General features: G+C 60.6%; 18 protein-coding genes. 2 read left to right on the forward strand and 16 right to left on the reverse strand.

Going from position 1 to position 22,204, the window contains the following annotated elements; genetic code table 11:
- Nucleotide 1 precedes the first annotated feature (1 nt).
- The gene (locus tag BT199_RS07160; protein WP_014716993.1) at nt 2-862 is read left to right on the forward strand and encodes an efflux RND transporter periplasmic adaptor subunit; all 861 of its coding nucleotides are present in this window, start codon (nt 2-4) and stop codon (nt 860-862) included.
- 38 nt (nt 863-900) lie between these two features.
- On the opposite strand, the gene BT199_RS07165 is transcribed toward BT199_RS07160, so the two are convergent.
- The gene (locus tag BT199_RS07165; RefSeq protein WP_072434199.1) at nt 901-1,302 is read right to left on the reverse strand and encodes a nuclear transport factor 2 family protein; all 402 of its coding nucleotides are present in this window, start codon (nt 1,300-1,302) and stop codon (nt 901-903) included.
- Nucleotides 1,295-2,482: an MFS transporter gene (locus BT199_RS07170; protein ID WP_072434200.1), complete on the reverse strand. Its 1,188-nt coding sequence runs from the start codon at nt 2,480-2,482 to the stop codon at nt 1,295-1,297. The genes BT199_RS07165 and BT199_RS07170 overlap by 8 nt, the downstream gene beginning before the upstream one ends.
- Nucleotides 2,483-2,593: 111 nt before the next feature.
- Here BT199_RS07170 and BT199_RS07175 point away from each other — a divergent pair, with 111 nt between their 5' ends.
- Nucleotides 2,594-3,451: a LysR family transcriptional regulator gene (locus BT199_RS07175; RefSeq protein WP_014716996.1), complete on the forward strand. Its 858-nt coding sequence runs from the start codon at nt 2,594-2,596 to the stop codon at nt 3,449-3,451.
- Here the strand turns inward: BT199_RS07175 and BT199_RS07180 are convergent.
- From BT199_RS07180 to BT199_RS07250, 14 genes are all read right to left on the reverse strand, one after another.
- Nucleotides 3,448-4,260 (reverse strand): SDR family oxidoreductase, encoded by an 813-nt coding sequence (locus BT199_RS07180; RefSeq protein ID WP_072434201.1) that lies wholly within the window; start codon nt 4,258-4,260, stop codon nt 3,448-3,450. The two genes, BT199_RS07175 and BT199_RS07180, sit on opposite strands and share 4 nt — an antisense overlap.
- A gap of 14 nt (nt 4,261-4,274) precedes the next feature.
- Nucleotides 4,275-4,739, reverse strand: a complete 465-nt coding sequence (locus BT199_RS07185; protein ID WP_072434202.1) for a multidrug transporter — start codon at nt 4,737-4,739, stop codon at nt 4,275-4,277.
- Between the two features lie 300 nt (nt 4,740-5,039).
- A complete protein-coding gene (locus tag BT199_RS07190; protein WP_072434203.1) occupies nt 5,040-6,491 on the reverse strand; it encodes a mannose-1-phosphate guanylyltransferase/mannose-6-phosphate isomerase in 1,452 nt (483 codons plus the stop codon).
- 186 nt (nt 6,492-6,677) lie between these two features.
- Nucleotides 6,678-7,334: an alginate O-acetyltransferase AlgF gene (locus tag BT199_RS07195; protein ID WP_014717000.1), complete on the reverse strand. Its 657-nt coding sequence runs from the start codon at nt 7,332-7,334 to the stop codon at nt 6,678-6,680.
- A gap of 16 nt (nt 7,335-7,350) precedes the next feature.
- Nucleotides 7,351-8,523 (reverse strand): alginate O-acetyltransferase, encoded by a 1,173-nt coding sequence (locus BT199_RS07200; RefSeq protein WP_014717001.1) that lies wholly within the window; start codon nt 8,521-8,523, stop codon nt 7,351-7,353.
- Nucleotides 8,524-8,534: 11 nt separating this feature from the next.
- Nucleotides 8,535-10,067, reverse strand: a complete 1,533-nt coding sequence (locus tag BT199_RS07205) for an MBOAT family O-acyltransferase (protein WP_014717002.1) — start codon at nt 10,065-10,067, stop codon at nt 8,535-8,537.
- A 188-nt stretch (nt 10,068-10,255) separates the two neighbouring features.
- The gene (locus tag BT199_RS07210; RefSeq protein WP_014717003.1) at nt 10,256-11,365 is read right to left on the reverse strand and encodes a mannuronate-specific alginate lyase; all 1,110 of its coding nucleotides are present in this window, start codon (nt 11,363-11,365) and stop codon (nt 10,256-10,258) included.
- Between the two features lie 8 nt (nt 11,366-11,373).
- The gene (locus BT199_RS07215; protein ID WP_060763580.1) at nt 11,374-12,822 is read right to left on the reverse strand and encodes an alginate O-acetyltransferase; all 1,449 of its coding nucleotides are present in this window, start codon (nt 12,820-12,822) and stop codon (nt 11,374-11,376) included.
- 11 nt (nt 12,823-12,833) lie between these two features.
- Entirely contained in the window at nt 12,834-14,402 is a 1,569-nt protein-coding gene (gene algG / locus BT199_RS07220; RefSeq protein ID WP_072434204.1) for a mannuronan 5-epimerase AlgG, read from the reverse strand.
- Nucleotides 14,402-15,892 (reverse strand): alginate export family protein, encoded by a 1,491-nt coding sequence (locus tag BT199_RS07225; RefSeq protein WP_014717006.1) that lies wholly within the window; start codon nt 15,890-15,892, stop codon nt 14,402-14,404. The genes algG and BT199_RS07225 overlap by 1 nt, the downstream gene beginning before the upstream one ends.
- On the reverse strand, nt 15,889-17,310 hold the full coding sequence (gene algK / locus BT199_RS07230) for an alginate biosynthesis TPR repeat lipoprotein AlgK (RefSeq protein WP_050585619.1): 1,422 nt from the start codon (nt 17,308-17,310) through the stop codon (nt 15,889-15,891). Before algK ends, BT199_RS07225 begins: the two co-directional genes overlap by 4 nt.
- Nucleotides 17,311-17,420: 110 nt before the next feature.
- Nucleotides 17,421-18,587 carry an alginate biosynthesis protein Alg44 gene (locus tag BT199_RS07235; protein WP_014717008.1) on the reverse strand — a complete coding sequence of 389 codons (1,167 nt, stop codon included), beginning with the start codon at nt 18,585-18,587 and terminating at the stop codon, nt 17,421-17,423.
- 37 nt (nt 18,588-18,624) lie between these two features.
- The gene (gene alg8 / locus BT199_RS07245) at nt 18,625-20,106 is read right to left on the reverse strand and encodes a mannuronan synthase (RefSeq protein ID WP_003188740.1); all 1,482 of its coding nucleotides are present in this window, start codon (nt 20,104-20,106) and stop codon (nt 18,625-18,627) included.
- 83 nt (nt 20,107-20,189) lie between these two features.
- On the reverse strand, nt 20,190-21,506 hold the full coding sequence (locus BT199_RS07250) for a nucleotide sugar dehydrogenase (protein ID WP_014717010.1): 1,317 nt from the start codon (nt 21,504-21,506) through the stop codon (nt 20,190-20,192).
- Nucleotides 21,507-22,204 lie beyond the last annotated feature (698 nt).

Consider the following 22,204-nt stretch of genomic DNA (forward strand, 5'->3'; position numbering starts at 1 on the left):
GATGAAAAAGTTTTTCAGCCTGCTCGCCACCTTGCTGGTGCTGGCGTTGGCGATCTGGATTGGCCGCACGTTGTGGGTGCACTATATGCAAACGCCGTGGACCCGCGATGGTCGCGTGCGCGCCGACATTATCAATGTGGCGGCTGACGTTACCGGCGAAGTGGTGGACGTGCCGGTACGCGATAACCAGTTGGTGAAAAAAGGCGACCTGCTGATGCAGATCGACCCCGAGCACTACCGCATTGCCGTCAAGCAAGCGCAATCGCTGGTGGCCTCCCGCAAGGCCACTTGGGAAATGCGCAAGGTCAACGCGCACCGCCGCGCCGACCTGGACGCGCTAGTGATCTCCAGGGAAAACCGCGACGACGCCAGCAACATCGCCGACTCGGCCCTGGCCGATTACCAGCACGCCCTGGCGCAACTGGAGGCCGCCGAACTCAACTTGAAACGCACGCGAGTGCTGGCGGCGGTGGACGGTTATGTCACCAACCTCAACGTGCACCGTGGCGACTATGCGCGTATCGGCGAAGCGAAGATGGCTGTGGTGGATATGAACTCGTTCTGGGTCTATGGCTTCTTCGAAGAAACCAAACTGCCCCACGTGAGGGTGGGTGACAAAGCCGATATGCAGCTGATGAGCGGCGAGACCTTGAAGGGCCATGTGGAAAGCATCTCCCGTGGCATCTACGACCGCGACAACCCCGAGAGCCGTGAACTGATCGCCGATGTGAACCCGACCTTCAACTGGGTGCGCCTGGCTCAGCGCGTGCCGGTGCGGATTCACATTGATGAAGTGCCGGAAGGCGTGTTGTTGGCGGCAGGGATTACCTGCACCGTGATCGTCAACCCAACACAAAACTAAACTGTGGGGGGGCTTACCTGCTCCCACAGTTGACCGTGTCAGGCTTTGATAAAGGTTTCATGTAAGTGTCGCCACAGCAGCGCGCCACTGGCCTGTTTCTCGAACACCACCGTGGCGCGGCGGTCGGTCTGAGTGCCGCTGTCGTCAATCTGATGCTCGCGATACGTCACCGTGGCGCCGCGCGCATGGCGGTCGATGCCGGTCATTTCACTCAAGGTGATTTTCAACCCCGGACGCATCCCGCCCAGGCGCGTAAACAACGCATTGACCCCGGCCCTGTTGACCCGCGTACCGGTGGCGGGGGCGATCAAGCTGAACTCCGGTGAGAAGCGCGCGAGCAGATTTTCCAGCGTGCCCTGAGGCGCAACCCCGGCAAACCATTGCTCGATCTCGACGTGGGTCTGGATCACTTCTTCAAAAAAATCGCTGTAGTCAATCATGCTTGGGCTCGCTGTAAGGGTGAAGCAGCGTGCGTACTCTGGAAGCATCCAGGCGCAACACTGCGAAAAGCGGCAACAGGGTCAGAGCTGCCGCCATCGTGAAGGTTATGGCGAAGGAATCCAAGGCCGACAGTATTGCACTGAGCACGGCGGCGCCGACGCAGAAGCTTACTTGACGGTTCATGTTCCACAACGCACTGGCGTGGCCCATGCGCTCGGCGGGAATATCCAGAAAGGCCAGAGTTTGCGCAGTGCTGCTGCACAGGCTGCCGCCCAGGCCCATCAAGACGTAGGCCGCAATAATCAGCGCGGGCTCGTTGAGCAACAGGATGCCAGCGCATTGCAGCGCTATGCCCGCCAGCAACAAGGGTTTGGGGCCGCAGCGATTGAAGAGTTTTTTGCTCAGGTAGATTGCCACTGCCGAGGCCAGCGCCCAGGGCAACATCAGCGCGCCGGTTTGGGTGGCGTCATAGCCCAAGCTGCGCACATAAAGGATGGCGATCAGACTGGTGCCGATAAACACCCCGGGTATGCACAGGTAGACGAGCATCGCCACGCGCAGCATCGGACTGGCAACCTGTTTGAAAATGCTGCTCAGGTCCAGAGGTGGGCGCACGCGGGTGGGCGCGTCGGGTTTTATCCACAACAAGGCCAGCAGCAGGGTCACCAAGGCCAGTGGCAAGTTGGCGTAGAAAATCCAGCGCCATGACACAGTGTCGACAATCACCCCACCCAATGCTGGCGATAGTGCCGGCACCAGCAACGCCACAGACATCACCCGCGCCGTCAGCTGGCTGCGCTCGGCGGCGGGGAAGTGCCGGTAAGCCATGGCCTGGCCCACGGGAATCAGCAAACCGCCACCGAGCCCTTGCACTGCGCGCCAGCCTATCAACGCCTCAATGGAGCCGGCCTGGCCCACCATCACCGAGGCGCCGGCGAACAGCAGCAGGCTGGAAGCGATCAGGGTGCGCTCGCCCATGAGCGCCGCCAACCACACACTCAAGGGGATGATCACTGTCAGCCCGAGCATGTAGGCATTACTGATCCACGCCAACTGTGTGACCGAGGCGTGCAGCTCGCGGGCGATATCCGGGTAGGCGACGGTGGCAACAAACATGTTCACCAGGTCCAGGGCAAAACCCAATAAAAAGATCCAGGCGACTTTCGAGCGGTAGGTCATGAACGCGTTCCTGCAAGTGAAGCCGGCAGGGTAGGCTGCAAGCAGGGTTTGGGATACGTCGGTTTGCCTGCTAGTTTGTCAAAAATATTTTGACAAAGGAGGGCGTCCATCATGGTCAGCCTGGACCGTTTTGACACTTTCAAGGCTGTGGTCGAGGCCGGCTCGCTCACTGCTGCCGCGGACCTGCTGGGCCAGACTCGCGCCGTGGTCAGCTTCAACCTCAAGCGCCTGGAGGCGGAACTCGGCGTCACCCTGCTGACCCGCAACACCCGCCAACTGGCGCTCACCGATGCCGGCGAACGCTTTTACCTGCGCTGCACGCGCATGCTTGAAGAGGCCCGCCTGGCGGTAGAAGAAGCCCGCAGTGAGCATGCTCAGCTCAAGGGCACGCTGCGCATCACCACCACTGTCGAATATGCCCTGGCCGTCGTTGCCCCGGCGGTAGAAGCCTTTCGCCGCCTGCACCCGGACCTGAATATCCACTTATCCACATCCTCCACCCATGCCGACCTGATCTCCGAGCGTTTTGACGTGGCGATTCGCCTGGGGCGCCTGCTGGACTCCAATCATCGAGCGGTGCAGTTGTCGACGTTCGATGTGTTTGCTGTTGCGGCACCGCAGTTTGCCGGGCTTCAGACCCTGGAAGAGCTGGAGCAGATCCCCCGGTTGGGCCATGGCCGCTTGACCGAACTGAGCGTCACCGACCCGGCGGGCATTCAACATCAATACCGTGCCGGGCCTGCTGCGTTGGTGGCTGATAGTGCGGCAGTGCTCCAGGCATTTGCTGTGCGCGGCCACGGTGTGGCGATTCTGCCGCAATGGCTGGTGCAGGAAGACTTGGAGGCCGGACGGCTGGTGCGTGTGCTGGCGGATCATCGCTTCGCCCCCCAAGGGGTCTACGCGATGTACCCGGATACCCGGCACCTGCCGCTGAAGGTGCGGGCGTTTATTGATTTTATGAAGGGCTAGAGGCTGCCACTCAAACCAAAGCGCTTCTTCAACACCATCTCCAACAACCCCTTGGGCAATAGCGTCGCCATCAACGGCAACGCGCGGCTGCCGTTGCCCGAACGCAACAGGCGCGGCGGTTGCGCTTGCTGCACCGCCTTGAGCACCTCTGCAGCAAACTCACTGGCTGGGGTTGGCTTGTCCTGGGACGCTTGGCTACGTGCCCGAATGCCCTCGCGCAATGGCCACCATGGCGACTGTTCGTGGATCAGCAATTCGGCTTGGGCGCCGGCATTCTTTGCAAAGCTTGTATTGATCGCACCAGGCTGCACTTCCATCACCTGCACGCCAAACGGTGCCAGCTCCATGCGCAGGGCGTCGCTTAACGCATGCACAGCGGCTTTGGACGCGCAGTAGGCGCCGGCAAACGGCGTCACCAATACGCCGGAAACGCTGCCGATATTCACCACCAGGCCCTTGTTGCGGCGCAGGGCGGGAAACAAGGCCTGGGTCACGCCGACGATGGAAAACACATTGGTTTCGAATTGGCGTTGCATCGCCTCGGTACCGCCGTCGAGCAATGGGCCCATGGCGCCGTAGCCAGCGTTGTTGATCAGCACATCCAACTCGCCCCACTGCTCGGACAAGCGTTGCAGGGCGGCGCTGTCGTTGACGTCCAGTTGTAGGGCATTAAAGCCTGCGGCAGTAAGCGCGGCGACGTCATCGGATTTACGGGCGCTGGCCCATACTTCGAAACCTGCGGCTTTGAATGCGTCGGCGAGGGCACGGCCGATGCCACTGGAACAACCGGTGATCAGTACATTGGGCATGGGTCCATCCTTTGTCAGTCCGAGAAACTGCCTTGCAGGTGCTCGGCGCGAAATTCCAGGGTTTGTGGGCGATAGCCGGGACGCAGCGGCGGGGTGGGCAGGCAGTCATCCCAGGTGGCGCCCGCCTGCAACTCGCCGGGGCCGCGATAGCGTGGGGCGGCGTAGACATTGTCGGCCAGGTTGACCGTATCGCCCGGTGCATAGGCGGCGACGCGCCAGCGCAGTTCGGTCAGTGGCACGTCGTTGCCGTTGTTCAGGGTCAGTTTTAAAGGACGGTCGGCCGGGCATTCCTGTGGGGCGTAGGTGATGCGCAGTTCAAGGCGCGCCAGTTGCGACGCTTCGCGGTTGTCCAGCCATACCACCCACACTGCGACAAACCCCAGGCCGACGGCCGCGGCCAACGATACCGGCAGCGCCTTGGCTGGGTAGCGCAGCAGCAGGATCAGCCAGGTGATGATCAGGAGAACGCCGAAGAACATGGAGACCACCTCGAATAGGGAACCAGCATCCTAACTTAAGCGTAGGTGGGATTGCTTAGCTTGAGCATTGTGTTGGCCGCACGGACGCCATCGCAGGCAAGCCAGCTCGATCGTTCCCACGCTCTGCGTGGGAATGCATCCCGTGACGCGTCACCCATGCACCGGATGTGAATCGGAACGCGGAGCGTCCCAGGCGGCGTTCCCACGCGGAGCGTGGGAACGAGCAGTAAAAAGCCCCCACCCAACCCACTGCGGATAGGGGACGCAATGGGCTGGGCGAGGGCTTCTTGTACGACTGTTTTACTGCGCGATAGTTTTCACCGACACGCCACGTTCAACCGGTGTCGAGCGCCCGTAGATATCTTCGAAGCGCTCGATATCGTCTTCACCCAGATAGCTGCCCGATTGCACTTCGATGATCTCCAACGGGATCTTGCCCGGGTTGCGCAGGCGGTGCACCGAGGCGATCGGGATGTAGGTGGACTGGTTTTCGCAGAGCAGGAACACGTTGTCGTCACAGGTGACTTCGGCGGTGCCGCTGACCACGATCCAGTGTTCGGCGCGGTGGTGGTGCATCTGCAGCGACAGGCACGCGCCCGGCTTGACCGAGATGTGCTTGACCTGGAAACGCCCGCCCATGTCCACCGAGTCGTAGGAACCCCACGGACGATAGACTTCGCAGTGGTTCTGGGTCTCGCTGCGGCCTTGCTCGTTGAGGGTGTTGACCATCTGCTTGACGCCCTGGACCTTGTCCTTGTGGGCAATCATCATCGCGTCTTTGGTTTCCACCACCACGATGTTGTCCAGGCCGATTACCGACACGAGTTTGCCGTTTCCATGCACCATGCAGTTGCGGCTGTCCTGGATCACCACGTCGCCTTTGCTCACGTTGCCGTTGGCGTCTTTATCGTTGACCGCCCACAGCGAGGCCCAGCAACCCACATCGCTCCAGCCAGCGGCCAAGGGCACGACGCAGGCGCGTTGGGCTTTTTCCATCACGGCGTAGTCGATGGAATTGTCCGGGCAGCAGGCGAAGGTGGCGTCGTCGAAGGTCACGGTATCGGCGGTCTGCTCGCTGCGCTCCAGGGTCAGCACGCAGGTGTCGTAGATGTCCGGGTCATGCTTTTTCAGCTCTTCGAGGAAGCGGCTGGCACGGAACAGGAACATGCCGCTGTTCCAGAAGTAGCCACCGCTTTTGACGAACTCGACCGCACGTTTTTCATCGGGTTTTTCCACGAACTGTTGCACGCGGCTCACGCCTTCAGGCAGCAGCGAATCGTTGGTGGACTTGATGTAGCCGTAGCCGGTCTCCGGGCGGGTGGCCGGCACGCCGAACAATACCATCTCGCCCCGCTCGGCGGCCACGGTGGCCAGGGCCAGTGCGCGTTGCAGGGCTTTCTGGTCGTCGATCACGTGGTCGGCGGGCAGTACCAGCATCAAATCGTCACGGCCTTCGTTGACCAGCATCATCGCGGTCAGGGCCACGGCCGGCGCAGTGTTGCGGCCGAAGGGTTCCATCAGGATGCGCTGGCAGTCGAGCTTGCGTGCGCTCAGTTGCTCGTTGACGATGAAACGGTGATCTTTGTTGCAGACCACGATGGGGGCGTCCATGCCTTCGAATACCAGGCGCTCCAGGGTTTGCTGAAACAAGGTGTGCTCGCCTGTGAGGGCCAGGAATTGCTTGGGGAACTGTTTGCGCGAAAGCGGCCAAAGACGTGAGCCGCTACCACCGGAAAGGATTACTGGGATCATGGTGTTTCTCCTTGAATCGATATGGGTCAGAGCTACGAAGGTTTGTCGTTTCACTCTTGTTTTTGTCTCGGTCCTGAGTTGAACCCCGGTCAGTGTGGGAGCTAGCTTGCCTGCGATGGCGCCTACAAGACCGCCATCGCAGGCAAGCCAGCTCCCACAAGGGGGCGTGTCAACTCAGGGAAATAATCAGCGGGTCGACACTGGGCGTTTCACCCACACTGGCGACAGGCTCGAACCAGAACCGGTGACATACAGCACCGCCGCTTCACCGCGTTCCAACGCAACCGGCTTCACATCACCGACTTTCTTGTCACCGTCATACAGCGCCAGGCTCACTTTCACCGGGTTGATCTCACGCTCGCCACGGCCCTTGGCGGCCACCGACTTGACCACATCGGTCTTGCCGTCGGCGGTCTTCAAGGTCAGGGCCTTGTCGCTGAGGTTCTGTACGCGCACCAGGGATTTCTGCTTGTTCTTGAACGGTGGCTCTTCGATCAACTGCGGCTGGCCGCTGCCGCTGTTGACCAGGGTGTAGTAGTGGTCGGCGGCCAGCTTGACCGGCAGGGTCTGGCTGCCGACCTTGGCGCTGTAGTCACCGCCCGGCATGAAGCTGAAGTCGCTGCTGGCCAGTGGCGCAACGTCGCTGAGGTTGGTGCTGCCGACGGTGGCGCTGACTTCCTGGTTGCTGGCGTTGTAGATACGCACAAAGCTGGAGCCTTTTGGTGCAGTCGGGCCGTATAGGGCGGCGTCACCGGCAGCGAAGGCCGACAGGGATACGACGCTCAGGCCTGCTGCGATAGCCAGGGTTTTAGCGAGACGACGAGGAGTAGTAGTGAAAGTCATGTGAGTTACCTCTCTTTCAGTTTTGCGCCCGGTCGGGCGTCTCGGATTTAGGTGTGTTGATTGCCATGTTCTGTTGGCGCGAACCGGCTTGTTTAAGCTGCGCAACCCAGGCTGGGTCGGCATCACCGATTTCGTTGTTGATAGGCAGATAACGTTCAGGAAACTCCCAGATCAGCACCTGAGGCGGGCTGTTCTTGAAGTCGTCACTTTTGAGGTAGCTGAGCATCGGCAGGATCGGGCCGTGGCCATCTTCGGCGTAGCTGACCACGTCGCTGTGCAAGGCTTGTTTGAGCGCACCCACGAAGTTCCAGTTGGGGTTGGCGCTGTAGCTGGTGCCCACCAGGGCCACCGGGGTTTCGCTGTCGCTGAACAGCGCGTCATCACCTTTCTCTTCGGCCAGGTGGGTGACGCGTTTTTCCAGCGGCTCTTTAGGTGGCATCAGGTTTTCGAACAGCGGGTCCAGGGGCAGGAACAAACGCAAGTCACCTTTATGTGGCTCGGTTTTCTCAGCCTCGGTGACAAAACGCTGCGGCTCGCCGCTCAGTGGGGTTTTGTCGGCAATCGCCTTGGCCAATTGCTTGGCGGCGACTTCGGCACCGTCCGGTGTCCAGTGAGTATCGGTGCGCAGGAACACTTGCTTGCCGGCGAGCTTGGCCTGTTGCAGCGGGCCGAGCAGATCTGGAGCTGGAATGTTGTCCGCCGCCACTCGGGCATGGAAGTCCTGGTACAGGTTGGCGTGCACGCTGGCCGGTTTGACTTCACCCAAATGCTCCGGATACAGGCGTACCTTGGCCGGCACGATCGCCATCACCAGTTGGATACCCTGGGCCTTGAGCTTCTGGCGCACGCCTTCGACCAGCGCGTAGTTGCCTTGCAGGTTCTGGTCTTCGTTGACGGCGGGGTTGAATTCCTCGTCGCTGTACAACCAGTGATCACGGCCCAGCACCACGCCAGGGCGGCCTTCATTGAACAGCTTGTAGTCCAGCGCCGCCCACAGGTTGGTGCCCAGGCGCTTGATCGGGAACTCGTCGTCGTAGTGGGTCTCGACGGCTTTGGTCCAGCGACCGTTGAGCACGGTGGCATCGGCGTTGGTGCTGAAGCCAAAGAAGCTGCGCAGCGACCAGGCGCCGAGTGCCAGCAACAGCACCAGGAACAGGCTTATGTAGAGGACGCGTAATGAACGGGTCATGGTCGGCTCCCTCAGAATTGGAAGTAAAGGAACGGCGAGAAACTCTGCGCCGACAGTTTCAGGATCGACGCCACGAACAGCAGCAGCACCGCCGCGCGCATGGCGTAGCGTGGCCAGTCAGCGGTCCAGTAGGCCGGTTGCACGGCAGCGTCACGGCCCACGCTGAAACCGGGCTCGTGGATGCTGCCAGGGTTGTCGCCCGGTACGGCCTTGATCAGGCTCGGGTCGGCTGGCTTGGCCTTGTCGGCAGGGCGGTTGGTGTAGAAGTCGCGCAGACCGAAAAACGCCAGGGTTGCGTAGGCCACCACCAGGGTTGCCACTTGCAGGCCGGTAAGGTTGGCGCGGTTGAGTTCCGACAGTGACCACTCGCCAAAGCTGAACATCGCACCGTACATACGCCCGGCAACGTGCAGGTTTTCGGCGCGGAAAATCACCCAGCCCATTACCACCAGCAGGAAGGTAAAGGCCCAGCGCAGCACATTGAAACTGCGCGGTGCGGTGTTCAGCCCGATGGCTTTTTCAATCGCCAGCCACATGCCGTGCCAGGCGCCCCACACGATGTAGGTGATGTTCGCGCCGTGCCACAGACCACCGAGCAGCATGGTCAGGAACAGGTTGCGGTAAGTAGTCAGGGTGCCTTTGCGGTTGCCGCCCAGGGTGATGTACAGGTAGTCACGCAGCCAGGTGGACAGGCTGATGTGCCAGCGCCGCCAGAACTCGGTGATCGACTGGCTGATGTAGGGCTGCTTGAAGTTTTCCATGAAGCGAAAACCCATCATCAAGCCCAAGCCAATGGCCATGTCGCTGTAGCCGGAGAAGTCGAAGTACAGCTGCGCGGTATAGGCCAGCGCGCCGAGCCAGGCATCGCCTGTAGTGGGGTTTTGCAGGGCGAAGCAATGGTCGGCCACCACCGCCAGGGTGTCAGCAATAAAGACCTTCTTGATGAAACCCTGCATGAACCGCGTGCAGCCCTCGGAGAATTTATCCAGGGTGTGGGTGCGGTTGTTGAACTGGTCGGCCAGGTCGCGAAAGCGCAGCACGGGACCGGCGATCAGGTGCGGGAAAATCGCCACGAACGCCGCAAAGTCGATGAGGTTGCGGGTCGCCGGGGTGTCGCCACGGTACACGTCGATGATGTAGCTGATGGACTCGAAGATGTAGAACGAGATCCCGATCGGCAACAGCACGTGAGTGAGGATGAACGGCTCCAGGCCTGCCGACTTCATCATTACATTGATGCTGTCGACGCCGAAGTTGGCGTACTTGAAGTAGCCGAGGATGCACAGGTCGACCGCCACCCCGAGCAACAGCCAGCGCTGCGCCGGCTTGGTGCGTACACCGGCGGCACCGACCTTGAGGCCGATCCAGTAATTCCACAGGGTCACTGCGGCGAACAGCGCCAGGAAGTCCACTCGCCACCAGGCGTAGAACACGTAGCTGGCAATCAGCAGCAGCAGATTGCGATAGCGTTGCCCGCTCAAATAGTACAAGCCGAGGAAGATCGGCAAGAACAGAAACAGGAACACATTGGACGAGAAAACCATCCCGATCTCTCCATGTTTAACCAACAGTCAAGGGCCAGAGCCCCCCCAAACCCCCCACGATGTCGGGGGAGGTTGTGATCGTTCCCACGCTCTGCGTGGGAATGCCTCTTGTGGCGCTCTGCGCCACGCTTTGGGACGCACAGCGTCCCGTGCTGCATTCCCACGCAGAGCGTGGGAACGATCAGCGACTAGCTGCCTTTGTTGCCTTTTTCATGCGCCGGGTCGTAGACCTTGGTCAGGTCACCGCCCAGGCGGAAGGTCTTGAACGGTTGCATGCCATGCTTGCGTTCGATCACATCCGGTGCGCAGGTGTAGAGGGTGCAGAAGGGCTCAAGCCAGGCAAATTTCATGTCTTCCTTGAGGTCCTTCATGTCCTGCTCTTTGCCGTTCTTCTGCTCGAAGATGTCCGGGTCTTTCACCCCGGCCAGCACCTTGTCGCCCAGGCGCTTGAGCGCGCTGTTGTTTTCCTGGCGCAGGTCCACGCCGTTGACCAGCGCAAAACTGGCGATCATCGACAGCGGCGGCAGCGCGTAGTTGTGGTACGACAGGGCGCGTTGCTGGCGCTTCAATTCGTTCGGCAGGAAACCCTGGTCATCGACCTGGTTCACGCCGACCTTGTATTCCTTCACCGCCCAGTCAAACAGGTCGCGGCGGTTGGTAGCGATGGACGTTGCCATCACCGACCAGGCGGCCCAGTACGAGTGGTTGTTAGTTTTTTCCAGGGGCAGGTTGTCCCAGTCGCTCACCACCTGGTCGGCCAGCTTGTTGAACCAGGCTTCGATCTGCTGGGCTTCCTGCGGGTGCTTGGCCAGTGGCTGCGACTCGGAGAACTTCAGGCGCACATAGGCCGAGGCCATGCTGCCCAGCGCCCATTTGCGCATGGACTTGCCGGTGTGATTGAAGTCCTTGGACATCAACGCATCGGCCTTGGCCCATGACACCAGCCAGTTCAGGGTGCATTCGAGCTGCTGTGGACGGCCGTCGCGCATGAACTGCATCACCCGTTTGCTGGTGTCTTTTTCCAGCTTGGTGATGTCGGCGGTGCTGTCGCGAAAGGCTTTTTCCGACTGCACATTCAGGGTCGAACGGGCCTTGTCGGAACCTTCGTACTTGCTGCGAAACTGCAACGGCCCGGTGTAGGGCGTTGGCATGCTGTCGCAATCATTCTTGAAGTCGCCGGTCTTGAACGCTTCGATCGGTGCGAAATAGCCCTGGGGTGGACGCAGTGGCGCCGCTGCATTGACGGAACCTGCGAACATGGCCAGGCCCAGCAGGCCAGGGAGCAATAACTTTTGCATAAGTAACCTCACTTCCCGAGTTGGGCGGTCTGCTGACCACCGCTTGGGAATACGTTGCGTGTGCAAATTTTCGCTTCAACCTTCTGCGCCGCAGCGCCCGCTTCGGGGCCCTGCACTTCCACGGCCAGCAAGTTCTGCGAGGCCCAGTCTTCATCGGTGCGCAGTTCAAAGGCGAAACGCCCGTCTGTATCGGATGTTTCGGGTTTCTCGATCTTGATGTCCTCGTGGCGCCCGTTCATGTACCAGAGGGTGGCTTGCAAGGTTTTCACCGACGGATCGGCGAAGCGGATATCGACCTGATGGTTGGCGTTGCGCAGGTCTTTGTTCGCGCTGTTGACCATCAGTTCGTTTTTGCCCGGTTTGAGCGTGGTGCTGGCCGACATCTGCGCGGTCTTGCCTTCGCAACCGTTGTCCAGCAGCGCCATCATCTGGCGGTAGATGGTTTCCTGGTCGAGACGGTACAGCGGCGAGAATTCCCAGATCAGGATCTTCGGCGGGGTCTTCTGGAATTCGTCGCTGCCCAGGTACTGCAGCATCGAACCTTCCAGGCCACCGCCGGGGAAGGCGACGTTGAGGATGTCGGCCCCGATTTCCTCTTCCAGGAAACCGGCGAAGTTGTAGTTCTTGCCGCTGTGGCTGGTGCCCACCAGCGTGATCTGCGGGTTGCCCGAATCGCCGAACAGGTCGCCGTCGCCGGCTTCGCCCTTGGGCTCGGTGGTGAACTGGTCCATGTACTGGATCGCATAGCTGGTGCCACACAGTTGCCCGGCCATGTTGTGCAGGGTGCCGGTCTTGCCCATGCGGCCCGAGCGCTTGGTCTCGAACTCACGCTTGGGAATCTCGGCATATTCCGGCATCTGCTTGACCTTGGCCGCGACGATTTTCGCGGTGCGCTGGGCGCCGTACGGAGTCCAATGCTGGTCGCCACGGAAGTAGAAATCGTGGGCTGGCAATTCATCCGGCAGTTGTTCGTTGGTCAGCGGCGACAGGTCTGGTACCACGTAGCCCATCTTGGCGAAGCGGCCGAGCATGGTTTTGTAGTTGGTCAGGGCCTTGTCGAAATCGTACTTGGCCTTTTCCTCAGGGTTGAGCTTGTTGCGGTTCACCAGGCCACGGGTCGGCTGGTAGACCACCACCAGTTCCACGCCCTTGCTCTTGAACGCATCGTGCAGCTGCTGCATGCGCTTGTAGCCGGCCGGGGTGGTGTCGAACTCGGTGCGCAGGTCTTCCTGGGTACGGAACAGCCAGTCGCCCTGGGCTTGCACCAGGGTGGTGAAGTTCTGCTGGTAGCGCGTGGTGTAGTTCTTCGCGTCATGGGCGGCGGGGCACAGGCTGCAGCAGGGTTCAGCGGTGAAGGTAGGAGCTTTGACTTCATCGGCGCGTACGCCCTGGCTGGCCGCGAGCAGGCCGAGGGTCAGACCCGAGAGGCTCAGCAGTTTGATCATGTGTGGGTGCATAAGGGTCATCCTCAGTCCTGCAATTCGGTCTGGCGTTCGACGGGGTCGATCAGCACGGCTTTCTGCTGGCGAACCAGCAGGTCGAGAATTTCTTCCTGGCGGTCGCCCAGGATGCCGGAGAAGCTGATGCCGCTGGATTTGGTCGGCGCCAGCATCGACACGCGATACAGCTCGATACTCAACGGCGAGTCGATGGACAGCGGCCCGCTGCCGTTACCCGCCAGTTCACCGCCGACCACGATCAGCGAGACCTTGGCGTCGAACGGGTCGAGGGCGATGTCGCGGTCGGTGTCGGTCAAGTCTTTGATGTGGCCGTACACGCCGGTCAGCCCGTTGGCCATCGAGGTGTTTTCGTAGAGCTTGATGTTCACGCTGTTACGCACGCGGATCCCGTGGCGACGGTTGCTGATCACCTTGTTGCCCCACAGCAGGTTGTCGCCGCTCTCATAGAGGGTGATGCCGTCGGTGTGGTTGCGGTAGATCTCGTTGTCGGCGATCAGGTTGTTCACGCTGTTACGGTCGATCACCAGGCCCGAAAGCTTGTTGTCATAGCTGCGGTTGTTGAAGATGAAGCTGTCGTTCACTTCCCGGGAAATGATGATGCCGTGCTTCTTCTTGGTGCCGTACACGGTGTTGTCCGCGATGATCAGGCCGTGAGAACGGTCATGGGGGTCAATGCCGTAGACGATGTTGTCTTTGTAGGTATTGCCCTTGATCACAAAGCCTGTGGTCTCGTAGCAGTAGAAGCCGTACCACATGTCCGAGAACTCGGAGTCGATGATCCAACCGGTCGGCTCGGGGCGCTTGAGCACCTTGGCCATGTTCGGCGTGTACTGGGAAATACTCACCCCGTAGGACTTACTGTTGGCGTAGCCGAAGCTGGCCATCTTGGTCTTGGAGATATAGGTCTCGGTGCCGCCCCAGGCCAGCAGGAACGGGCGGAACTCCTTGGCCGACTTGAACAGCGCCGGGCCGTTGGCTTTTTCATCCCAACCGGTGACCTTGGTGTCACGCACGAACAGCTGGCCGTCGTTGATCAAAAACGAACCGGCTTGTTGGGACAGGCGCAGTTCCTGGGTATTTTTGTCGATATCGAGGATGCCTTTACGGCCCACCACGATCGGCAACTTGGCCAGGAACACACCCGGCGACGTTTCGCTGAAGTACTGCTTGGGCACTTTGCCCAGCAGGTCCTTGAGGTTCATGTAGCCGTCGTCGACGAAGATCGCCTGGGGAATGCCATGCTGGCGCACCACCCATTCGGCCATCTTGTTATCGCCGCCGATAAAGTCCTTGAGCGCGTCTTCTTGCATCATGCGGCGGATGCTGATTTTGCCCGCCTTGGTCTTGACGATTTTCTTTTCCATCGCCTGCGCGGTGTAGCCCGACAGGTCGGGCAGCGCCGGCTTGGCCATTTCCAGCGGCGCGGTGGGCGGGCTGGAGATGGTGTAAGTTTTGGCCTGTTGCAGTTCCTTGGCGATGATCGGCGCCTTGGCCGCCGTATCGGCAAACGCTGTGGCGCTGGCCATCAGCATTGCCGCGACGAGTAGGCTTTGAGCATTCATGGCGCAGGCTCCCATCAGAATTTCCAGACCACGTCGACAAACGCGCGGTGCATGTAGGAGTCGACCTGGCTGCCATAGGCATCGCCGGGCTTGAACACGCCGGCACGCAAACGCACCAGGGCTGAAGGCTCGTCGATCGACTGGCTCAGCGCCGCTGGCAGCAAGCCTTTCTTGAAGTACTTGGTGACCACCAGGTCCATTTCTTGGCCGAGGTCTTTCTTGCCGTCTTCCAACGGCAGGGAGGTGCTGGAGAGGATCGCGCCGGTGACGTCATCGGTGTTGTTCTGCACCGCGTCGATGCCGTTGCTGCCCACCGGCTTGTTGCCGTCCACGCGCCAGAACTTGTGGTACACCAGGCTGGCGTCATAGTCCTCGCGCAGCTGCCAGGAACCGAACAGGCTCATGGACTGCATGTTGTTCATTTCGCCGCGAAACGCTTCACCGAAGCGATGCACGCGGGACTGGGTGCCGGTCCAATTCGAACGGTTGCTTTGCAGGCCGTTCTGTTCGTACTCGGCACTGGCGCGCGAGTACGCGGCACCCACTTGCCACTGCGGATCCAGGCGCAGGCGCACGCCGATATCGGTGGCCCAGCCGCTGACGTCATCGCTGCGTTTGGCGGAGGTGGGGCGGCTGCCGTCGGCGTTCAAGGCGTTGACCTTGTCGCGGTCGCCTTTCATGCCGGTGATGCTCGCCCAGTAGTTGACGGTGTTGGTGTTGCGCCAGTTGTAGGCGTCGCTGTTGGCTTCGATGCCCAGCCAGGTCAGGTCGCCGTTTTCGCGCTTGTCCAACGGGTCGCTGGCGACACCCGGTTCGGCGTAGTCGAGCTTGCCGTCGTCGTGGGTGTGGTGGCCGCGCAGGCCGATCCACTGGCCCGGTGTCCACTGGTAGGCGGCGTCGGCGTAGAAGTGCTGGCGGTCCTTGTCGACCGGCGACAATTCCTTGAGGTCGGTGCGGTATTCGCTGAAGCGTTCGGCGGCGCCGACATTGGCCTTGAGCAAGGTGGTGTCGAAGGTCCAGTTCAACGCTTCGATGTTGGTGTCGCGCCACTGGCCGTCGTCATTGCGCAGGCGCTGGCGGCCGAACTTGAGGATCTCGCCGGGGTAGGGCGTGAAGCCGCTGTAGCCGACCCAGAACTCACGCAGGGCCAGGTAGTTTTTCTTGGCCTTGCGGTCGTCGTTGCTCGACTGCTGCTCGGTGGTGTCATCGGCCGACTGTTGCAGGGTGTCGGTCTCGATGATGTCGCTGGACACCACTGCCTGGCCCATGGCGTAGGCGCTCCACGCGCCGCTTTCGCCGTAGATCCAGGGGCGCAGGTCGAGGCCGATGCCGTTGACGTCGCCGCCTTTCTGGGTGCCCAGGTCGCGGTCATCTTCAGACTGCGCGGTGGCTTTGACTTCCAGGCCGAAGTTCTTCGCTTCGGTGAGCGCGGCCAGGGTCGGGCACGACCACAGCAGGGCGAAGGACAGGCCGATACCGGCCTTGACGAATGGGTTGAGCTTCATAGGGATTCCTCGCCGTCTTCTTCTTGCAGGGCGTGCAGTTGCAGCGTGCTTTGGGCCAGGGTGCCGCGGGCGGCCAGTTCCTGTTGCACCAGGCGTTGGCCTTCGGCGCGTTGCGCAGGCGTCAGCGGCGCTTCGAGCTGGGTGGCCAGGTCATTGGCTTCTGGCGTGTCCTGGGCCTTGGCCAACTGGCTGAAGACATAGGCGTTCAATGGGTCGGGCTTGGTGCCCTTGCCTTGGGAAAACAGTTGGGCAATGGCGAAGTCGGCGCTGTTCTGGCCGTTGCGCGCTGCGGTCAGCAGGTGGTCCAGGGCTTTTTGCGGGTAAACCTTGCCCAGGTAGCCACGGCGGTAGATCTGGCCGAGGTAGTAATCGGCGGCCACTTCACGGCCCACGGCTTTTTCGAAATGCGCCTCGGCGGCCTTGGCATCGGCGGGCACCCACTTACCTTCGTAGTAGAGCTTGCCCAGCAGCAATTCGGCGCGTGGCTGGTCGGCGGCGCGGCCGTTGTCCAAGTACTTCATCATCTGCTCGACATCGCCCAGTTCGGGGAAGTCGTAGAGCAGTTGCGCCAGGCTGACCCAGGACGCCGGGTAGCCGGGGGCGATTTTTTCCAGCAACGCCTGGGCGGTTTTCTCGTCCGGGGTACCGAGGGTGGCATCGCCGAGTACGCGGGCGACGCTGTCGACGCGCTGGGCGGTGACGGTGCCACGGCTTACGCCTGCTTCCATTTGCTTGAGCAGTTCGGCCTGTTGTTCCGGCTGCTGTTTTTTCTGATAGACCGTGGCCAGTTCGACGTAGCAGATATCGGTGGTGTTCAGCGCGGCTTTGCAGATGCGCTCCACATCATCCAGATGCTGGTCGTAGGTACCCTGGGTGCGATACAGCAGCACCTGGGCCAGGCCGGCCTCCGGGTAACCCGCCGCCTGCCATTGGCTGATCTGCTGTTGGGCATTCACATTGGGGAAGCTGTGGGGGTATTGCAGGTACAGCATCGCCAGCGGGATCAAGGTGTTGCCTTCGCCATTGGCAAAGGCTTTTTTCAGTAGGCTTTCGGCTTCATGGTGCTCGGCCTCAGTGGCGCCCGGCTTGGCCGCCAACAGGCGACCCAGGCGTGCCTGGGCGCGGGGCGAGGTGTCTGCGGCCGCACGGTAGGTGGCTTCGGCCTGCTTGATTTGCGCTGGGTCGCGGGTGCCGACCTGGATATCGGCCAGGCCCACCTGGGCCTCGCTGTAGCCCAGTTCCGCCAGTTGCTGGTAATTCTGCTGGGCGGTGACGGTGTCGCCGCGTTTCAGCGCTTCATTGGCCAGGCGTTGGTCGGGCAGGCCGGCGCAACCGGCCAGGCTTACGGCCAGTGCCAGCGCGCAGTACGCAGAGGCCAGGTGAAATCTGCTCTGTGTGGGAGCTGGCTTGCCTGCGATGGCATCGCTGCGGTGCCACTGATGCACCGAGTCGCCTGCATCGCGGGCAAGCCCGGCTCCCACAGAGGTCAGCGGTGTTGTTGGAATAGAGTTCACAGGCATGTCCTCGCTTACAGACCGTGAGCCATGGCTTTGTCGATCAGCCAGTTCAGCGATGGGCCACGGTCACTGGTGACTTCCACCGGGCGGCCGGCGTAGGTGCTGTCCAGCGGTGCGTCGGGCTTGATCTGCACACGGATGTCAGAGGACAGGTCGGCGCTGTTCAGGCTGGTGCTGCTGACGATGGTGCCGGTGCGAACCTGTTCTTCGTCGGCGACCTGGAAGCTCACCGGGGTACCTGGGCGCACATCACCGAACTGGCGATAGCTGAAGCGCGCTTCCACATTGGCCTGGCTGCCGCGTGGCACCAGTTGGAAGATCACATCGCCCTTGCTGGCGTACTGGCCGTCGGCGACCAGTTGCTGGGCGACCACGCAGTCGCACGGCGAAGTCAGGGTGCCGGTCATTTGCTTGCCGAACAGCTCTTCAACCTTGGCCGGTTGCAGTTGGTCTTCGTCCAGGTGGCCCTTGAGTACGTCGAGCATACTGGTGCTGAACGTCGCCAGTGGCGCGCCCTTGGCCGCAACCGAATCACCTTTGAGCAGGCTCTGCACGGTGCCGTCACGGGGCATGGTCACGTTCATGCCCGGTACGCTGACGAGGCCGGCCTGGGCGTGGCTGACGAAGTACATGCCGTAGAGCGACTTGACCACAAAGCCGAAGGCCGCCAGGCCGACCAAAAAGATCGCCAGGCTGAATGTCACGGCGCGCAGGCGACCGAACGCAGTCATGCCGCTGCCGCCGTCCTTGACCTTGCGTGCCTTGGTGAAGTTGTCGCGTTGCAGGGTCGCGAGTACGTCGCCCATGGTCACGATGTCGCCGGACAGGTGCGAAGTGATCAGGTGACGCAGGGTAGAAATATCCTGGGCATCGAGGTTCTGGAACTGGCAGCCGGTGCGGCCGGTCTGGCGGTCGTAGGAGCGGATCTGCAGCTCCACGTCCATGGCCAGGCCGAGGTTGTCGATCACGAACTGCAGGCGGCCCTTGTGCACTTGGCCGATGGTGAGCGGCTGGGTGGCGGTGAAGGCCAGGCCGCCGGCGGACAGGTCGATAACCTTTGCTTCGGTCGGCGTGCGGTCACTGTTGAAGAAGCGCAGCTTGGCCGGGATTTTCACCCGGGCGTGTTGGCGCTGGGCTTCGGATTCGTGGACAACGTTGGCGTTTACTTGGCTGTTCATAGTATTCGATTTCCTAGTTAATTCAGGCTTGGCAGGGTCAGACCATCATCAGCAACACGGCAACGAAGATGCTGCCGGCGGAGAAGGTCATGGTCCGAGACGACCAGGTGTTGAACCAACGTTGAAAGCTGGCCAAATCGCGGGTCAGTTTGGTGTCCTGGCGGGTCCAGGACTGTTGATCAAGGCGGAAGAACACGTAGATCTTCACCAACGCGCCCATGATCTGGTTGTAATAGAGAATCAGCGGGTAGGCCGGGCCGATCTTGTGGCCGGAGCACGACAGCAGCAGGGTGAGGATCAGGCGGGTGATGCCGATCCACAGCAGGTAGGCGAGGATGAAGGCGCCGCCGTACTTGAAAGTGGCAATCATCGCTACGGTCAGGCCGAGCAGGGAGGTCCACATCGACACGCGCTGGTCGAACAGCACCACGCTGGTGAACAGGCCCAGGCGACGCACGCCCAGGCCGAGGGCACGGGAGTTCTGGCGCAAGTTGTTGCCGTACCAGCGGAACATCAGTTTGCGGCTGGCCTTGATAAAGCTCTTTTCCGGCGGGTGTTCCACGGTGTTGATGGCGGCGTCCGGCACGTAGAAGGTGTCGTAGCCCAGGCGCATCAGGCTGAACCAGCTGGACTTGTCATCGCCGGTGAGGAACTTGAAGCGGCCCAGGCGCCAGTGTTGCAGCGAGTCGCTTTCCACGTCGGCGATAAAGCCCGGGTCAGTCACTACGCTGGCGCGGAATACCGACATGCGCCCGGTCATGGTCAGCACGCGCTTGGACAGGGCCATGGAGCACATGTTGATGTGGCGTTGGGCAAAGCGCAGCTTGTGCCACTCGCTCATGATGTAGCCGCCGCGCACTTCGCAGAATTCGTTGGTGGTCAGGCCACCGACATTGCCGAACAGCTGGAACCACGGCACGGTCTTGCGCACTACGCCTTCGGCGAGCACGGTGTCGCCATCGATCACGGCCACCACGGCGCGATCGTCCGGCAGGTGGCGGGAGATGGCGCGGAAACCAAACGCCAGGCCGTCGCGTTTGCCGGTACCGGCGATGCGCACGAAGTCGAGCTTGACGTGAGCCGGCGGGTTGAGCTTTTCCCAGAGGCTCTTGACCAGCAGCTCATCGGACATTTCCACCAGCGAGCACACCACGGTGGTGGGAAAGCCGCAGTCGATGGCTTCACGAATCACCGAGCTGTAGACCTGGGCGGTGGTCAGCGCGTCGATACGGAAACTGGTGACCATCAGGAACACATGGGACGGGTCGGCGGCCTTGCCCAGCTTGCGCACTTTGCGGCGCAGGTGCGGGTACACCACGTACAGGAACAGCATGCCGCGAAAGAAATGCGTCGCACCCATCGAGTAGCGCCAGATACCCACAGCGCCAATCAGGAAAATAAAATTCTTCGATTGCGAATCGAAGGTACTCGCCGGCAACAGCAGGGCGAGCCCCATCAGCAGGCTGAGAAAGAACAGCCAGCCGGCCGATTGCAGAAATACATGTTTTAACTTGGACATAAGCGTCATCCGCAAGGTGAGGAGGCTTCAGGCTGCAAGCGCTGGGGATAAAGCCACTGGCAGCCTGAAACTTGCCGTTGCTGTTACCAGCAAATACCTTCGGTACGGCCGCTCACGCTGGTGGCCTTGGACATGAAGCCCACCAGGTCGACCACTTGCTTGCCTTCCGGAGCGTTATGCGCCAGGGCACGGAACTTCTCGTCACGGTTACCGAGGATGATCACGTCGGAGTTGTTGATCACATCATCGAAATCCGAGTTGAGCAGGGACGACACGTGCGGGATCTTGCCTTCGATGTAGTCCTTGTTCGCGCCGTGCACGCGGGCGTATTCGACGTTGCTGTCGTAGATGCTCAGGTCGTAGCCCTTGCCGATCAGCATTTCCGCCAGTTCTACCAATGGGCTTTCACGCAGGTCATCGGTGCCGGCCTTGAAGCTCAGACCCAGCAGCGCAACTTTGCGTTTGTCGTGGCTGGAGACGATGTCGAAGGCGTTCTGTACCTGGGACTCGTTGCTGCGCATCAGCGAGTTGAGCAGCGGTGCTTCCACGTCCAGGGAGCCGGCGCGGTAGGTGAGGGCACGCACGTCTTTGGGCAGGCACGAACCGCCGAAAGCGAAACCTGGGCGCATGTAGTACTGGGACAGGTTGAGGGTCTTGTCCTGGCAGACCACTTCCATCACTTCACGACCGTCAACGCCGACGGCCTTGGCGATGTTGCCGATCTCGTTGGCGAAGGTGACTTTGGTGGCGTGCCATACGTTGCAGGTGTACTTGATCATTTCGGCAACGGCGATGTCCTTGCGGATGATCGGCGCGTCGAGTTCTTCGTACAGCGATTGCAGCACATCGCCGGAGGCTTTATCAAACTCGCCGATAACGGTCATCGGTGGCAGGTCGTAGTCGGCGATGGCAGTGGATTCACGCAGGAATTCGGGGTTGACCGCAACGCCGAAGTCGACGCCGGCTTTCTTACCGGAGCAATCTTCCAGGATCGGGATTACCACGTTGGCGACAGTGCCCGGCAGTACGGTGCTGCGCACCACGATGGTGTGGCGGGTGGTCTTGTCACGCAGCACAAAACCGATCTCGCGGCATACCGACTCGATGTAGTTCAGTTCCAGGTCACCGTTCTTCTTGCTTGGCGTGCCGACGCAAATCATCGACAGGTCGGTATCGCGAATCGCCTCGGCGAAGTTGGTAGTGCCACGCAGTCGGCCCGTCTGGATACCCTGGCTCAACAGCTCGCCCAGACCCGGTTCAACAATCGGCGACTTACCGGCATTGATCAGGTCGATCTTTTCCTTGGAAATGTCTACGCCGACCACTTCGTGGCCACGGGCAGACAGGCAACCGGCACACACTGCGCCAACGTAACCCAAACCAAATATGCTGATGCGCATCGCAATTACCTCTTTGTTTAATTCATGCCATTAAATGGCCGGAGTTCATGTTTGCAAGCGTCACTGATGCCGCGAAAGTTAGGCGAATAGACGCCGACTTACCGCGTGCAGGCATGTTGAATAACGAGTGACTAACTATTGCACTCAAGTTGTGCGCAACGAGGCCTTATTATTGGGGCTTGCCCTGAAATGCAGCCGTGCTTCCTTGGAGGAAGGCTCCGGCGCCGGTGCGGCAAGGTTTTGATGCAGGCAAAATGCCTTTTTTATCAATGCCTTGTGTGTTTGCACGGGCTCATTTAGGTCAGCGCTGCCTTGGCCTGCAGGGGATAGCAATGCGTACTTATCGCCACCCTTAACTCGATCAGTTGATGTTATGACCATAGAACCAAAGTGCTTTATGACAACTTGGCTACTTCCGTTGGTCGCTATGTAAGTCATCTCTTACGTAAGCAGAGAATTTCGTTACCGGTGGTATGAGCGGTGCTTCAGGACGAAGTTCCGGGCCACTCATCCCCTTTCCCGAAATTTTTTGAAATATTAGAAAAGATGGCACTGGTACTATATTGATAGCACTTGCTATTTAGGCCAGTAGTTATGGGGAGTTGGTGCGAGGGGATAGTTTTGTGCCACTACCGTTTAAAAAAAGTGGTGCCACTACGAAAAAAACCGACGGGTGTCGAGTGAAGAAATCGTTAGGG

Source organism: Pseudomonas sp. NFR02 (assembly GCF_900119375.1).
In the GTDB taxonomy this organism is placed as follows: Bacteria; Pseudomonadota; Gammaproteobacteria; order Pseudomonadales; family Pseudomonadaceae; genus Aquipseudomonas; species Aquipseudomonas paracarnis.

Excerpts from the sequence above, each read along its gene's own strand:
- BT199_RS07160 (WP_014716993.1), top strand. The coding sequence starts at position 2 with ATGAAAAAGTTTTTCAGCCTGCTCGCCACCTTGCTGGTGCTGGCGTTG.
- BT199_RS07165 (WP_072434199.1), bottom strand. The coding sequence starts at position 1,302 with ATGATTGACTACAGCGATTTTTTTGAAGAAGTGATCCAGACCCACGTC.
- BT199_RS07170 (WP_072434200.1), bottom strand. The coding sequence starts at position 2,482 with ATGACCTACCGCTCGAAAGTCGCCTGGATCTTTTTATTGGGTTTTGCC.
- BT199_RS07175 (WP_014716996.1), top strand. The coding sequence starts at position 2,594 with ATGGTCAGCCTGGACCGTTTTGACACTTTCAAGGCTGTGGTCGAGGCC.
- BT199_RS07180 (WP_072434201.1), bottom strand. The coding sequence starts at position 4,260 with ATGCCCAATGTACTGATCACCGGTTGTTCCAGTGGCATCGGCCGTGCC.
- BT199_RS07185 (WP_072434202.1), bottom strand. The coding sequence starts at position 4,739 with ATGTTCTTCGGCGTTCTCCTGATCATCACCTGGCTGATCCTGCTGCTG.
- BT199_RS07190 (WP_072434203.1), bottom strand. The coding sequence starts at position 6,491 with ATGATCCCAGTAATCCTTTCCGGTGGTAGCGGCTCACGTCTTTGGCCG.
- BT199_RS07195 (WP_014717000.1), bottom strand. The coding sequence starts at position 7,334 with ATGACTTTCACTACTACTCCTCGTCGTCTCGCTAAAACCCTGGCTATC.
- BT199_RS07200 (WP_014717001.1), bottom strand. The coding sequence starts at position 8,523 with ATGACCCGTTCATTACGCGTCCTCTACATAAGCCTGTTCCTGGTGCTG.
- BT199_RS07205 (WP_014717002.1), bottom strand. The coding sequence starts at position 10,067 with ATGGTTTTCTCGTCCAATGTGTTCCTGTTTCTGTTCTTGCCGATCTTC.
- BT199_RS07210 (WP_014717003.1), bottom strand. The coding sequence starts at position 11,365 with ATGCAAAAGTTATTGCTCCCTGGCCTGCTGGGCCTGGCCATGTTCGCA.
- BT199_RS07215 (WP_060763580.1), bottom strand. The coding sequence starts at position 12,822 with ATGCACCCACACATGATCAAACTGCTGAGCCTCTCGGGTCTGACCCTC.
- algG (WP_072434204.1), bottom strand. The coding sequence starts at position 14,402 with ATGGGAGCCTGCGCCATGAATGCTCAAAGCCTACTCGTCGCGGCAATG.
- BT199_RS07225 (WP_014717006.1), bottom strand. The coding sequence starts at position 15,892 with ATGAAGCTCAACCCATTCGTCAAGGCCGGTATCGGCCTGTCCTTCGCC.
- BT199_RS07235 (WP_014717008.1), bottom strand. The coding sequence starts at position 18,587 with ATGAACAGCCAAGTAAACGCCAACGTTGTCCACGAATCCGAAGCCCAG.
- alg8 (WP_003188740.1), bottom strand. The coding sequence starts at position 20,106 with ATGTCCAAGTTAAAACATGTATTTCTGCAATCGGCCGGCTGGCTGTTC.
- BT199_RS07250 (WP_014717010.1), bottom strand. The coding sequence starts at position 21,506 with ATGCGCATCAGCATATTTGGTTTGGGTTACGTTGGCGCAGTGTGTGCC.